This window comes from Streptomyces sp. DSM 106670 (genome assembly GCF_055792845.1).
The window spans coordinates 1,968,551-1,982,486 of the sequence record NZ_CM147704.1 but is presented as its reverse complement, the minus strand read 5'-3'; the positions used below and the strand labels follow the sequence as shown (position 1 = coordinate 1,982,486).

12 protein-coding genes and 2 pseudogenes are annotated in these 13,936 nt (G+C 70.0%); 5 read left to right on the top strand and 9 right to left on the bottom strand.

Features of this window, described 5'->3' with window-relative positions; translation table 11 throughout:
- Positions 1-213 precede the first annotated feature (213 nt).
- Complete coding sequence (locus tag ACSMXR_RS08705) at positions 214-1,470, top strand: MFS transporter (RefSeq protein ID WP_473171561.1); 1,257 nt, start codon at positions 214-216, stop codon at positions 1,468-1,470.
- A 192-nt stretch (positions 1,471-1,662) separates the two neighbouring features.
- Here ACSMXR_RS08705 and ACSMXR_RS08700 read toward each other — a convergent pair whose 3' ends face one another.
- The 6 genes from ACSMXR_RS08700 to ACSMXR_RS08675 form a co-directional block, all read right to left on the bottom strand.
- Positions 1,663-3,417, bottom strand: coding sequence for an NAD+ synthase (locus tag ACSMXR_RS08700; protein WP_473171560.1), 1,755 nt, complete (start codon positions 3,415-3,417; stop codon positions 1,663-1,665).
- Between the two features lie 121 nt (positions 3,418-3,538).
- Positions 3,539-5,137 (bottom strand): multicopper oxidase family protein, encoded by a 1,599-nt coding sequence (locus ACSMXR_RS08695; protein ID WP_473171559.1) that lies wholly within the window; start codon positions 5,135-5,137, stop codon positions 3,539-3,541.
- Positions 5,138-5,209: 72 nt separating this feature from the next.
- Entirely contained in the window at positions 5,210-5,641 is a 432-nt protein-coding gene (locus ACSMXR_RS08690) for a DUF6153 family protein (protein WP_473171558.1), read from the bottom strand.
- Positions 5,642-5,813: 172 nt separating this feature from the next.
- The gene (locus ACSMXR_RS08685) at positions 5,814-6,239 is read right to left on the bottom strand and encodes a CBS domain-containing protein (protein ID WP_473171557.1); all 426 of its coding nucleotides are present in this window, start codon (positions 6,237-6,239) and stop codon (positions 5,814-5,816) included.
- Positions 6,240-6,568: 329 nt separating this feature from the next.
- The gene (locus ACSMXR_RS08680; protein WP_473171556.1) at positions 6,569-7,348 is read right to left on the bottom strand and encodes a DUF305 domain-containing protein; all 780 of its coding nucleotides are present in this window, start codon (positions 7,346-7,348) and stop codon (positions 6,569-6,571) included.
- Positions 7,345-8,037, bottom strand: coding sequence for a DUF3105 domain-containing protein (locus tag ACSMXR_RS08675; protein ID WP_473171555.1), 693 nt, complete (start codon positions 8,035-8,037; stop codon positions 7,345-7,347). The genes ACSMXR_RS08680 and ACSMXR_RS08675 overlap by 4 nt, the downstream gene beginning before the upstream one ends.
- Positions 8,038-8,293: 256 nt before the next feature.
- On the opposite strand from ACSMXR_RS08675, the gene glnA reads away from it, so the two are divergent.
- Positions 8,294-9,655: a type I glutamate--ammonia ligase gene (gene glnA / locus ACSMXR_RS08670; RefSeq protein ID WP_003969536.1), complete on the top strand. Its 1,362-nt coding sequence runs from the start codon at positions 8,294-8,296 to the stop codon at positions 9,653-9,655.
- Between the two features lie 65 nt (positions 9,656-9,720).
- Here glnA and ACSMXR_RS08665 read toward each other — a convergent pair whose 3' ends face one another.
- Positions 9,721-10,557 carry a protein kinase domain-containing protein gene (locus ACSMXR_RS08665; RefSeq protein ID WP_473172356.1) on the bottom strand — a complete coding sequence of 279 codons (837 nt, stop codon included), beginning with the start codon at positions 10,555-10,557 and terminating at the stop codon, positions 9,721-9,723.
- A 91-nt stretch (positions 10,558-10,648) separates the two neighbouring features.
- Positions 10,649-11,091, bottom strand: a pseudogene (locus tag ACSMXR_RS08660) (glycine-rich domain-containing protein).
- Positions 11,092-11,382: 291 nt separating this feature from the next.
- Between ACSMXR_RS08660 and ACSMXR_RS08655 the strand changes: the two are divergent.
- Both ACSMXR_RS08655 and ACSMXR_RS08650 read left to right on the top strand, forming a co-directional pair.
- Positions 11,383-12,126, top strand: coding sequence for a helix-turn-helix domain-containing protein (locus tag ACSMXR_RS08655; RefSeq protein ID WP_473171554.1), 744 nt, complete (start codon positions 11,383-11,385; stop codon positions 12,124-12,126).
- A 2-nt stretch (positions 12,127-12,128) separates the two neighbouring features.
- Positions 12,129-12,599, top strand: coding sequence for an NUDIX domain-containing protein (locus ACSMXR_RS08650; RefSeq protein WP_137232803.1), 471 nt, complete (start codon positions 12,129-12,131; stop codon positions 12,597-12,599).
- A 190-nt stretch (positions 12,600-12,789) separates the two neighbouring features.
- On the opposite strand, the pseudogene ACSMXR_RS08645 reads toward ACSMXR_RS08650, so the two are convergent.
- A pseudogene (locus ACSMXR_RS08645) lies at positions 12,790-13,553 on the bottom strand (transposase); the annotation flags it as partial.
- Positions 13,554-13,599: 46 nt separating this feature from the next.
- Between ACSMXR_RS08645 and ACSMXR_RS08640 the strand changes: the two are divergent.
- On the top strand, positions 13,600-13,917 hold the full coding sequence (locus ACSMXR_RS08640) for a DUF6221 family protein (protein WP_364886051.1): 318 nt from the start codon (positions 13,600-13,602) through the stop codon (positions 13,915-13,917).
- The last annotated feature ends 19 nt before the right edge of the window (positions 13,918-13,936 follow it).

Below are 13,936 nucleotides of genomic sequence, written 5' to 3'. Positions count from 1 at the left end.
TACGGAGGTACGGACCGGACCGCTGCGGCTGCCGGACCGGCGCAACGAGCCGTTCACCTGCCGGTAGACGCCCCGGCATAAACATCTGCGAGAATTTGTTCCGGTAACTTACATATAGGCGGCGTGAGCCGTCGCCCAGCACCCCGTGTGCCGAGGCGACGGCTCCCGGCTGCGCGCCCCCGCCCTCCCCGCGTCGCGAAAGGTCCCCTCCCCATGCCCCTGGCTCTCCTCGCCCTGGCCGTGAGCGCCTTCGGCATAGGCACGACGGAGTTCGTCATGATGGGGCTGCTGCCCAACGTGGCGGACGACCTCGGTACGTCCGTGCCGACCGCCGGATACCTCGTGTCGGCGTACGCGATCGGCGTCGTCCTCGGTGCGCCGCTCCTCGCGGGCCTCGGCTCCCGCGTCCCGCGCAAGAAGATGCTGCTGCTCCTGATGGCGCTCTTCACCGTCGGCAACCTGGCCTCGGCGCTCGCCCCCGACTTCGGCTGGCTGCTCGCGGGCCGCTTCCTCGCCGGACTCCCGCACGGCGCGTTCTTCGGTGTCGGCGCGGTCGTGGCCACCCGGCTGGTCGCCGAGGGCCGGCAGGCGCGGGCGGTGGCGACGATGTTCCTCGGCCTGACGGTCGCCAACATCGTCGGCGTCCCCGCCGCCACCCTGCTCGGCCAGCACCTCGGCTGGCGGGCCACCTTCCTGGTCGTCGCCGCGATCGGCCTCACCGCGATGGCGGCCCTGGCCCGCCTGGTGCCGGCCATCCCGGTCGAGGCCCATCAGGACGTACGCCGCGAACTCCGCGCCCTCGGCAACCGTCAGGTGCTCCTCGGCCTGCTCACCGCCGTCTTCGGCTTCGCCGGGGTCTTCGCGGTGTACTCGTACCTCTCGGCGATGACCACGAAGGCGATGGGCTTCGGCGAATCCTCGGTCACGGTCGTCCTCGCCCTCTTCGGCATCGGGATGACCCTGGGCGCCCTGGCCGCGGGCCCCCTCACGGACCGGGCCCTGCGCCCAACCCTGTACGGCTCGCTCGGCGCGCTCGCGGTGATCCTGGTGGCGTTCCCGTTCACGGTGCACGTGCAGTGGGCGGCGCTGGTGATGGTGCTGCTGCTGGGCGGCGTCGGGTTCATGACGACGACCCCGCTCCAGATGCTGGTGATGAACAAGGCGAAGGACGCCCCGACCCTGGCCTCCGCCTCCAACCACTCGGCCTTCAACCTGGCCAACGCGGGCGGCGCCTGGCTGGGCGGCGTGGCCATCGCGGCAGGCTGGGGCTGGACGTCCCCGGCGTTCGTGGGCGCGGTGCTGGCGCTGGCGGGCCTGGCGATCGCGGCAACGGCGGGGTACTTGGACCGGGGCGACGGGCAGCGCTCCCGAGTGGTGGCCAATTCCCCCCACCAGACCCCCACTCAGGCCAGCCCGTCCGGCACCCACTCCAGCCCGTCCGGCACCCACTCCAGCCCGTCCGGCGTTTGAGGACGGACCCGTCACGCCGGGCGGGCCCGAGGCAAATTCACCCTCGGCCCGGTCGGGCCACTCCAGCCTGTCCGGCGTTTGAGGACGGACCCGATACGCCGGACGGGCCGGACACCCACGTGGGAGCCCAGCCCGTCCGGCGCTTGAGGACAAGGGCGGCCGCCGGACGCCCCCGGCAACCACCCACCCCCGCTAGGACGACTCGCGCCACCGATTGGTGATCGGCAACCGCCGGTCCTTCCCGAACCCCTTCGGCGAAATCTTCGTCCCCGGCGGATACTGCCGCCGCTTGTACTCCGCCGTATCCACCATCCGCAACGTCTTCGCCACCAGCTCCGCATCGAACCCGGCCGCCACGATGGCATCCATCCCCTGGTCCCGGTCGACGTACATCTCCAGGATCGCGTCCAGGACGTCGTAGTCCGGCAGTGAGTCCGTGTCGACCTGCCCCGGCCGCAGCTCCGCACTCGGCGGCTTGGTGATCGAGGCCTCGGGGATCGGCGGCACCTGCCCCCGCTCCTCCGCAGCCCGGTTACGCCACTTGGCCAGCCGGAACACGGCCGACTTGTACACGTCCTTGATCGGCCCGTACGCCCCGACCGCGTCCCCGTACAGCGTGGAGTAACCGACCGCCAGCTCCGACTTGTTGCCGGGCGCCAGCACGATCTGCCCCTCCTGGTTGGAGATGGCCATCAGCGTCGTACCCCGTAGCCGCGCCTGGAGGTTCTCCTCGGCCAGCCCGGTGAGCTGCAACGACTCCATGTACGCGTCGAACATCGGCGCGATCGGCACCGTACGGAAGTTGAGCCCGGTACGCCGCGCCAGCTCGGCCGCGTCGCCCTTGGAGTGGTCCGAGGAGTACTTCGACGGCATCGAGACGCCGTACACGTGCTGCGCACCGAGCGCATCGCACGCGATGGCCGCGCAGATCGCCGAGTCGATCCCGCCGGAGAGCCCGATCAGCACACTGCTGAAACCGTTCTTCGCGGCGTACGCGCGCAGCCCCACGACCAGCGCCGAGTAGATCTCCTCCTCGTCCTCCAGCCGCTCCGCGTACCCGCCCGAGAGCTCCGGCTCGTACGCGTCCACGGGCCGGTCGGACAGCACCACATGGTCGATGCGCAGCCCGTCGTCCACCACACCCGAGGGCGCCACGGCGGCCGCGGCCGGCAGCTCCAGGTCGAGGATGACGCTGCCTTCGGAGAACTGCGGGGCGCGGGCGATCACCTCGCCCTCCTTGTCGACGACGATCGAGTCGCCGTCGAAGACCAGCTCGTCCTGGCCGCCGATCATCGCCAGATAGGCCGTCGTGCAGCCGGCCTCCTGGGCCCGCTTGCGGACCAGCTCCAGCCGGGTGTCGTCCTTGTCCCGCTCGTACGGCGAGGCGTTGATCGACAGCAGCAGCCCGGCCCCGGCGGACCGGGCGGCCGGGACGCGCCCGCCGTCCTGCCACAGGTCCTCGCAGATCGCGAGGGCCACGTCGATGCCGTGGACCCGGACGACGGGCATCGAGTCGCCCGGCACGAAGTACCGGAACTCGTCGAAGACGCCGTAGTTCGGCAGGTGGTGCTTGGCGAAGTTGAGCGCGATCCCGCCGCGGTGCAGCACCGCGGCGGCGTTGCGCGGAGAACCGGCGGGCTGCCCGTAGCGCGCCGCGGCGTGCTCGGAGCGGTCCAGGTAGCCGACGACGACCGGCAGTTCGCCGAAGCCCTCCGTGTCGAGCCGGGCGGCCAGCGCGCGCAGCGCCTGTCGCGAGGCCTCGACGAAGGACGACCGCAGGGCCAGGTCCTCGACGGGGTATCCGGTCAGCACCATCTCGGGGAACGCCACCAGGTGGGCGCCCTGTTCGGCGGCGTGCCGGGTCCAGTGGACGATCGCCTCGGAGTTGCCGGCGAGGTCGCCGACGGTCGAGTCGATCTGATTCAGTGCGAGGCGTAGTTGAGGCACGTCCGCCAGTGTAATCGTCTTTCTGACGCGATGTCCCGGCGGGCCGGGCAAAATCTGCCCGGGCCCACCGAAACCGCAGGTCGGAGCAGCTACCGGCGCCGACCCGCTGAGCTCCTGAGGCTCAGTCCCGGTACCCGAGGACCGTCATCATCCCCGCCTCCGCGTGGTAGACGTTGTGGCAGTGGACCATCCACAGCCCCGGGTTGTCGGCGTCGAACTCCACCGTCAGCGACCGGTGCGGCAGCACGATCGCGGTGTCCTTACGGGCCCCGGCGGCGTTCCCGCCGAGCGCGAAGGTGTGCCCGTGCAGATGGAGCGGATGCCACATGGCCGTCCCGTTGTCGAAGACGACCCGCACCCGCTCGCCCGCCTCCACCGGCCGCCGCTGCTTCGCGTCGTACGGCTGCCCGTCGAAGGCCCAGTCGTACTCCGCCATCCCACCGGTGAGCCGCATCCGGATGGTCCGGTCCGGCGCACGCCCGGCCAGCGCCACCGACGGATCCGGCACCAGCCGCCCCGCCTCGACGAGCTTCCCGTCCAGCTCCTTGGGCCGTACGGAAGCGGCAGGCGCACGCCCGCTCCCGGTCCGCAGCACGGCGAGCGCGGACGCCTTCTTCCCCTCGGCCAGGGCGACGAGCGGGAAGGCCCCGTCCCCGGCGGTGACGAGGACGTCGTACCGCTCGCCCATCCCCAGCAGCACCGCGTCCCCCTGGGCGTGCCGGACGGGGAAGCCGTCGGTGTGGGTGACGGTCAGCCGGTGCCCGCCGAGCGCGACGCGGAAGGCGGTGTCGCCGCCGGCGTTGATGATCCGCAGCCGGACACGGTCACCGGGCCGCGCCCGGAACGTCTCCGGATCCTCCGCCACCCGCCCGTTGACGAGGTAGTACGGATAGGCGACATCCCCGGCGTCTCCACCGAGCAGCTCACTGCGGGCCCCCATCATCATCCGGGAGGGCGAGCCACCGTCCGGATCCTCCGCTTCCGCCGCCTCGGCCTCCGCCCCCGACATGCCGTGCGCACCATGGTCCATCCCGCCGCCCATCCCCCCGGACAGCTCCTTGAGGACGGAATCCGGAGTCGACCCCTCCACCCCGTCCACCCAGTCGTCGAGGACGACGACCCACTCCTTGTCGTACGCCAACGGCTCCTTCGGGTCCTCGACGACGAGCGGCGCGTACAGCCCCCGGTCCTGCTGGACGCCGGAGTGCGGGTGGAACCAGTACGTCCCCGGATGCGGCACGGCGAACCGGTACCGGAAGTCGGCCCCCGGCGCGATGTCCCGCTGGGTGAGCCCGGGGACCCCGTCCATGTCGTTGCGCAGGGCGAGCCCGTGCCAGTGCATCGAGGTGGGCTGCGGAAGGTGGTTGGCCAGGGTCAGGTCGAGCGTGTCACCGGCGCTCACCCGCACCTCGCGCCCGGGCAGCCGGTCCCCGTACGCCCAGGAATCGACGGTGGTGTCGCCGCCGAGGTCGAGCCGGGTACGGGTGGCGGTGAGGGAGACCTCGCGTACGGGCCCGGAGCCGCGCGCCGCCTCGGCCGCCCGGACCTCCTTGCCGTCGGGGGAGACGTACGTACCGGAGTCCTGGGCGCCGCCGCCGGGGGAGTGGGAGCCACCGTGGCCGCTGCCGCTGCCGCCGCCGGAACAGGCGGCGAGGGCTCCGGTACCGGCGACGGCGAGAGCGGCGCCGAGCACGGAGCGTCGGGTGGGTTGCATGGGCATGCTGAATACACCTCTGAGGAACTGTGGTTCGAGGAAGCGGAAAGGGAGAAGGGCGGAGGTGAACGCCCACTCCTAAATACGCAGCACCGAAACGCTGGCGAGCACCGATATCGGCGGCGGCGGATTCGGCCGCAGCACACGCGGAAGCCCCGCCCCCACCGGCGTACCGAGGGGCCGCCGGTCCGCACGCAGCCCGAGCAGCCAGGCGCCGACGAGCGCGAGACCCCAGACGCCGAGGACGGCGAGGCAGACGGAGAGCGGATCCATGCCGCTCATGGGGGCGTCGGAGCCGGAGGAGCCGTGCGCCGACGGGTGCGACGGGTCGGCGACGGGGGCGGCCGGGGCCATGTGCTCGGCGGCGGTGGAAGTGGTGGCCGCTGAGGACGCAGTGCTGTGCTCCGCCGGATGCCCGACCGTATGCATGGTGACGATGCCGAACAGCAGCGCGGCGAGCAGCATCAGCCGCCCGAACGTCCCGCTGCCGCTCCGCGCCGTGCCCGCCATGCGGGCCACCCTACCCCCGGTGGGTATGCGGACGAACGGCGGCCCGGCACCCTCCGCCGGAGCGGGCCATGGGGTGCCGGGCCACAGTCGTACACGTGCGTCACGTGCGTCACGTGCGTCACGTGCTTCATGTGCGTCACGTGCGTCACGTGCTTCATGTGCGTCACGTGTGTCAGCTGCGGGAGTAGACCTTCTCGGCCCAGCCCGCGATCTGCTCCTCGGTGAGGTGCTGCGCGAGATCGGCCTCGCTGATCATGCCGACCAGCTTCTTGTTCTCGACGACGGGCAGTCGGCGGATGCGGTGGGTCTGCATCTCCTCCAGGACCGTGTTCACATCGGCCTCCGCCTCGATCCAGCGGGGCGTGCCCTGCGCGAGGTCGCCGGCCGTGATCTTCGCCGGGTCGTGCCCCTTGGCCACACAGCCGACCACGATGTCGCGGTCGGTGATGATGCCGATCATCCGGTCCGAGTCACCGTTGGCGGAGACGGGCAGCGCGCCCACGTTGTGCTCGCGCATCAGCTGCGCCGCACGGTCGAGCGTCTCGTGGGCCGGGATCCAGCGGGCCCCGCTGTGCATGATGTCTTTGGCGGTCGTCATGGGGGATTTCCTCCTGCGTGCCGATGGCACTGCCGTACGGCCCCGAGCGCAACCCATCGTCGTAGGCCCGCCGGGGCCGCGCGACCGCAATCACCCGTTCGGGTGCGCCGCCGGCAGGACGCAAACTGACGCACCCGCGGCCACCGGTCACCCGCCACCGGCCACCAGGCACCGGCCACGGTCACCCGTCACCGGCGACCGCTCACCCGCCGTCCGGGCCCGGCCCGCCTTGGCACGGCCCGGCGCCTCGGCACGGCCTGCCTCGGCCCGGCCCGCCCCGGCTCAGGTCTGCCTCGGCACGGCCCGCATCGGCTCAGGCGCACCTCGGCTCAGGACCGAGGCTCGGCGCCCCGCTCGGCGAGCATGTCCCGCATCAGCCCCAGCTCGGACCGCTGCCCCTCGACCATGCCTTGGGCGAGCCGCTGCTCGGCCGGAACCGAGCAGAGCGACGCACAGGCCTCGGCCATGGCGACACCGCCCTTGTGGTGGTCCGTCATCAGCTGGAGGAAGAACACCTCGGCCTGCTTGCCGTCGAGCCGCCCGAGCCGGGCCAGCTCGGAGCGACTGGCCATACCGGACATGAGCACGCCGTCACCGTCACCGTCACTGCTGCCGCTGCCACTACCGCTGCCGTCGCCGTCCGGGTGGTGCCCGCCGTGGGCGTGCCGGCCCCCGCCTTCCATCCAGGCCATGGGAGGCTCCCCGCCCGGGGCGACCTTGGGCAGCTCCCACAGATCGAGCCAGCCGAGGAGCATGCCGCGCTGGTTGGCCTGGGTGTTGGCGATGTCGTAGGCGAGACGGCGTACGTCCTCGTCGTCCGTGCGGTCGCGGACGATGAAGGACATCTCGACGGCCTGCTGATGGTGGACGGCCATGTCCCGGGCGAACCCGGCATCGGCGGACGAGGCGGCGGGAACAGGCGCGTTTTTGCTCCCCTCGTCCTCGCCGCGCGCGGCGGCGACGGTGGCGGCCCCCGCGAAGAGCAGGGCGAGGACGACGGCGGCACCGGCGGCCAGGCGGACGCGCCGGGTCCGCTGCCGCTCCACGAGGGCGTCGGGGTCGTGGCCTTCGGCTGCCGGCCGCTCGTCCGTGACGTCCCCGGCCGTCACTGCGGCACCGTGGCCAGCCCGCCGGTGCAGGGGGCGCCGGGCTCGGGGGTCTGCGTGCCCTGGACGTACTGGGCGAGGAACTGGTCCACCCGCTTGTCGTCGGCGGAGTCCACGGTGACCTGCTTGCCCCAGGCGCTGAGCACGATCGGGCCCTCCTGGCCGGCGTACGGGCTCATCAGCGTGAACGGGGTGGCCTTGACGCGCTCGGCGAGCTTGGAGACCTCCGCGTCGGCGGCCGTGCCGTTGTACGTGACCCAGACCGCGCCGTGCTCCAGGGAGTGCACGGCGTTGACGTCCGGGAGGGGCTTTTCGTATACGTCGCCGTCGCAGTTCATCCAGGACGCGTTGTGGTCGCCGCCGACCGGAGGCTTCATCGGGTAGTCCACCGCGCCCGCCACGTGCTGGCGGCCGAGCTTCGCGGCGTCCCAGGACTTCAGCCCCTCGATGGCCCCGCCCTTGGCGTCGCCGTGGGAGTCGCCGTGCCCGTCCGGGTGCTTGCCGTCCTGGGCGGAGGAGGCGTTGTCGGACTTCTCGTTCGCCTCGGAGTTCTCCAGCAGCAGGTACGAGCCGAAGGCGACGAGACCGGCCACGACGGCGGCGCTCAGCCCTATGGCGATGGCCCGGTTGCGGGTGGAGCGAGCGCGCGGGTCGGGGGCCTGCGGCTGGGGGTACCGGGGGTCGAAGCTCATGTCGTCGCGTCCTTCTGCGAAGGGGGCCGGGAGGCGGGAGAACGGTCCGTGGACCGATGCGCGCGGACGGGCGGGAATGCCGGTCGTCACCCGGTCGCCGCCCCCGTGCGCCACGGTCGCCGATCGTAGTGGGTGGCCGAGTGCTCCCTCTCACACCGAGTGCGTAATGTGGGTGAAATCCCGGGTCGCGATACTGGCAGTGTCCCCCTACCCCGGGCGGTGGTGCACGGACCGTCTGAACTGCAAGGATGTGGCAATGGACAAGCAGCAGGAATTCGTCCTCAGGACCCTTGAGGAGCGCGACATCCGCTTCGTGCGGCTGTGGTTCACCGACGTCCTCGGGTTCCTCAAGTCCGTCGCCGTCGCTCCGGCCGAGCTGGAGCAGGCCTTCGACGAGGGCATCGGCTTCGACGGCTCGGCGATCGAGGGCTTCGCCCGGGTCTACGAGTCGGACATGATCGCCAAGCCGGACCCGGGCACGTTCCAGATCCTGCCCTGGCGCGCGGAAGCCCCGGGCACCGCGCGGATGTTCTGCGACATCCTGATGCCGGACGGCTCGCCGTCCTTCGCGGACCCGCGCTACGTACTGAAGCGGATCCTGGCCAAGACGTCCGACCTGGGCTTCACCTTCTACACCCACCCCGAGATCGAGTTCTTCCTGCTGAAGAACAAGCCGGTCGACGGCACCCGCCCGACCCCGGCGGACAGCTCGGGCTACTTCGACCACACGCCGCAGAACGTGGGCATGGACTTCCGCCGCCAGGCGATCACGATGCTGGAATCGATGGGCATCTCGGTGGAGTTCAGCCACCACGAGGGCGCCCCGGGCCAGCAGGAGATCGACCTCCGCTACGCGGACGCGCTGTCGACGGCGGACAACATCATGACGTTCCGTCTGGTGATGAAGCAGGTGGCGCTGGAGCAGGGCGTGCAGGCCACGTTCATGCCGAAGCCGTTCTCGGAGTACCCGGGTTCGGGCATGCACACCCACCTCTCCCTCTTCGAGGGCGACCGCAACGCGTTCTACGAGTCGGGCGCGGAGTACCAACTCTCCAAGGTCGGCCGCTCCTTCATCGCGGGCCTGCTGACGCACGCGGCGGAGATCTCGGCCGTCACCAACCAGTGGGTCAACTCCTACAAGCGCATCTGGGGCGGCTCCTCCCGCGCGGCCGGCGCGGGCGGCGAGGCCCCCTCGTACATCTGCTGGGGCCACAACAACCGCTCCGCCCTCATCCGCGTCCCGATGTACAAGCCCGGCAAGACCGGCTCGGCCCGCGTAGAGGTCCGCTCCATCGACTCCGGCGCCAACCCGTACCTCACCTACGCGGTCCTGCTCGCCGCGGGCCTCAAGGGCATCGAGGAGGGCTACGAACTCCCGGCCGGCGCCGACGACGACGTCTGGGCCCTCTCCGACGCGGAACGCCGCGCGATGGGCATCGAGCCGCTCCCGCAGAACCTGGGCGAGGCGATCTCGCTGATGGAGAAGAGCGAACTGGTCGCCGAGACCCTGGGCGAGCACGTCTTCGACTTCTTCCTGCGCAACAAGAAGCAGGAGTGGGAGGAGTACCGCAGCGAGGTGACGGCTTTCGAGCTGAAGAACCTGCTGCCGGTGCTGTAGCGCCTGGAAGTACGACTGCGGGCGGGTCGCCCGGTCCAGCCGGATCGACCCGCCCGCAGTCATGATCAACGCAGTCCCGCACGGACCTCATGGATCGTGGGCCGGTCACCGGCAGCCGGACTGAGCATGGCGTCGATCAGCTCGCCCAGCTCACCCGGTGCTCGCACAGGCCGGCGCTTGCCGCTCGCGACCGCTCGCCTCTGCTCGGGACGCGGTGCGTCGTCCGGGTACTCGACGGCCCGCCGGCCCGTGGCGGAGATGAGCAGCGACGCGCCCAAGGCGTAGACGTCAGCTTCCCGCGTGGGTTCCGCCTCTCCGCTCGCGAGCACGCTACGCGCGATTTCCGGCGCTTCGTAGTGGACGAGGCAGCCGCGGAACGGGAAGTCGTACGGCTCGGGGATGTGCCCACCCCGTGCCAGGGCCAGGTCGATGAGGTGCGTGCGTTCGGGCCCGATGATGAAGTGCGCGGGCTGGACGTCACCGTGTGCCCAGCCCTTGGCGTGCAGCTCGGCCAGCGCTTCCAGGCAGCCCAGGGCCACATCGGTGCGGGGTTCGGTGGATGAGTCCGGCGTACGGCAGGCCGCCCACGACCGGTAGAGGTCCGGCCCTTCGCGCCACGGCTGGAAGTTCCAGGTTCCGCCTTCCCACTCGCCGTACGCGAAGTCATGGCATCCGAGGCGGTCCAGCACGGCGCCTTCACGTGCGGGTGCGAGCGCCGTCCATGGCTGGCCAGGCCGGTCGGCCGTTGCCTCGATGGGGTAGCCGACCTTCACCGCGTAACGGCCCCGCCGGCTCTCGACCTCCCAGACCATGGAGCCCCGGCGATCGAGGACCAGGCGCTGCGCGGTGGGCATGAGCGCATCGAGTACGGCGACCGGCAGTTCCGCGGGTGTCCTGGACAACGTCATCTCTCTTTCCGATCTCCTTCCGGTCTGCTTCCAACGGCTTGGCCGGCCCCGTACCGAGGTCGGCCGCACCGCTGGGTTCGTGCCGCTACGCCTGACCGTACGGACGGCCGCAGTCCGCATCGCACTGTGCGAGGTCGTTCCGCACATGGTCCACAGTTCGTCGAAGACAGTGAACCCGGCAGCTTTCATCGCGTGTGCGGAGGAGGCGACCCTCTCCGGGGCACGCGCGCCTCCACCCGGCTTCGGGTTGTGGTGGAGGAAGCGACCGGCGAACCGCTCGCACAGTTCGGCGTACTCCTTCGTATGCAGGATGAGCGCGTGCAGGCCGAGGTCCACGTCGTCCGAAGGAACCATGGGCACGGTGGCGGTCGCAGCGGTGACCACGAATGCCACCGCTTGGTCCGCGATCCGTTCGGCACGCTCGTACGGCTGTCCGTTGTGGGCCACCACGAAGTGGGTGAGGCTGTCGAACAGCTCCTCGCCGGCTACCGCGCGACCGGTCTTAGGGCCGTTGGCCGTTACCTTCATGCGCAAACTCCTTGAGTGTCGCTGTGCTCCGGCATGTGCGCCCGGATCGGTCACCGAGGCACCACCTGCGGGGGCCGGGGGAGGGAAGGCAGGAATGACGACGCCGATACGTCTGCCGGTGTTGTTCTCCGCCCACCCACCGATGTCTGATCCGGCCTGCTGCTTGCTCGTCACGCGGAAGAGCATCGCGCCGCTCACAGGGACGTCGGAACCACCGCCAAACCCCACTTGGGGACGTCCCGCATCGGATAGAACGTCCCTAGCACTGCCCCTGGGTGTAAGGAGACCGAGGTGCCGAACGAGAGGTTACGTGCTGCCATGGCAGTCGGCGGCTGGACGTACAACGCGCTCGCGGATCAGGTCGAAGTCGATCCCAAGTCGGTCGAGCGATGGGTCAACCTGGGCCGCACGCCGCGTCGGGCGACGGCCGTGCTGGCAGCGAAGACGCTGGGAGAAGACGTGCATGTCCTATGGCCCGCTCTCCGGCAGTCACGCCCGGCCCGCGCCGTCAGCCCGGAACTCGTGGCCCTCCACGACCAGCGGGCAGACGTCCCCGTATCCACGTTCGTCGACATGCTGACCCAAGCCCGTGAGCACATCGACGTGTTGGTGTACGCGGCCGTCTTCCTGCACGAGGCGTATCCGAGGCTCAACGACCTGCTGCGAGAGCGAGCTGCTGACGGGTGTGCGGTCCGTATCGCGATCGGCGACCCGAACAGCGTCAGCGTCCAGCAGCGTGGCCAGGAGGAGAGGTTCGGCCACGGAATCGAGCCCCGTTGCCGAATCGCGCTCATGCACTACGGCGCCCTCGCCGGAGTGCCTGGCATTGAGGTGCGAACCCATGCCACCACGCTCTACAACTCGATCTATCGTGCGGATGACCAGGCGATGGTCAACGCCCACGTATGGGGCGTCAATGCCTACGCTGCGCCTGTGTGGCACCTTCGCCGTAGCGGAGAGGGCGGCATGTTCGACACCTACGCCGGCAGCTTCGACGCGGTGTGGGAAACGGCAACACCAGTACGAGAGGGGTGACCATGACACGGACCGAGTACTACGACGATCCAGCAGCGCCCGAGCCGAACAGCCTGGTGGTCGCCGCGTCCGCCGTGGTGACCGACGACGAAGGGCGCGTGCTCCTCCAGCGCCGCCGGGACAACGATCTTTGGGCGCTACCGGGCGGCGGCATGGATATGACCGATTCACTCCCGGGAACAGCGGTCCGCGAGACGAAGGAGGAAACAGGTCTGGACGTGGAAATCACCGGACTCGTGGGCACGTACACCGACCCTCGCCACATAATCGCCTACTCGGACGGCGAGGTGCGCAGACAGTTCAACGTCTGCTTCACCGCCCGGGTGATCGGGGGTCGGCTCGCCATCTCGGACGAGTCCACGGAGCTGCGATTCGTCGAACCGGAGCACATCGATCAACTGCCGATGCACCACACGCAGAAGCTCCGCATCCGTCACTTCCTGGAGCAACGAGAGGACCCCTACCTCGGCTGATCGGCCTCGCAGTTGCACATGGAAGTGTTCGGGCGAACCTCCGCCGGACTAGGAATCCGTGGATTTTCCGCTGCGTCGCTTGCAGCAGCTTCCGATCGGCCTTCAGCATCGTGGAGTTGCTAAGCCCTGTCCCGTAAATGATGTCTGACCGGTGCGGACGTGGTCGGTGACCAACCCGACTGCTCGCCTGTCCGGCGAGGTTGAGGTTGTGCATCCGGGTGATTCCGAGGAGGGCGTGCTGGACGCCGTACCTTTGAGGCGGCAATCTCGGAGGATCTTCCAGGTCTTCATGCAGGCGAAGACGTGCTCGACGCGGGCGCGGATCTGCTTGTGGGACTTGTTGTGAACCTGTTTCCAGTCGGGCAGCTCTTCGCCCCTGTGGCGTCGGTGGGGCATCACGAGCCCGGTGCCCGGATAGCCGCCGTCGGCGATCGTCATGGTCTTGCCGACGGCGACCTTCGCGCCGGACTCCTCCCACGCCTTGCAGTCGTTGCGACTTCCGGGCAACGGTCGGCCGACCGCGACGACGAGCCGGGGGTCGGCATCGATAGCGACCTGGTGGTTCGTGGAGTACCGGTAGTTCTTGGACTGCTCGGCGATGGTGTGATCGCGGGTGGGCACCAGGGCGCCGTCCACCATGAGCACGGTGTCCTTCGCGAACCGCTTGCGGGGCTGGAGGGCTAGCATCGGGGCAAGGTGATCGATGATCCGGTCCGCTGCCGACTTGGATACCCCGAACAGCGGATCGAGCTGCCGCATGGTCAGGTTGGTGCGCCAGTAGGCCGCGACCAGCAGGGCCCGGTTCTCCAGCGGCAGGCCCCACAGCCGGCCCCTGCGGCCCGCGTCCGCACCCTCACGCCGCAGAAGTGTCACCAAGTTCCCGAACAGGCGAGGGCTCAGCCCGGCGAACGGAGCTATCCAGGACGGCTCCGACGCCGCGATCACACCAGACACCACAAGATCATTCCATGATGCCGAGCACAGCATCGAGAATGTTCCTATGACTGAAGAGCTGGTGAGGTTCATCGAGGCGCGGCTGGACGAGGAGGCCGACTTGGCTCGGCGCTGCGACGGTGACGGATGCGGGGAGTGGTCCGCCCACGGGCACACGGTCGACTTCTGCCAGGTTGACCTCGCCGGCTTCCACCCCACGATTGCTCTGCACGTGGCTCTGCACGACCCGGCCCGCGTCCTGCGCGAGATCGAGGCCAAGCGGCGCATCCTGGCCCGTCACGCCCGCGACCCCTGGCCGTGCCACGACCTGCGTGACCTTGCCTCGCCCTACACCGACCATCCTGACTTCCCCGCAAAGGCCTGAAGCGGCGCAGTACATGAGT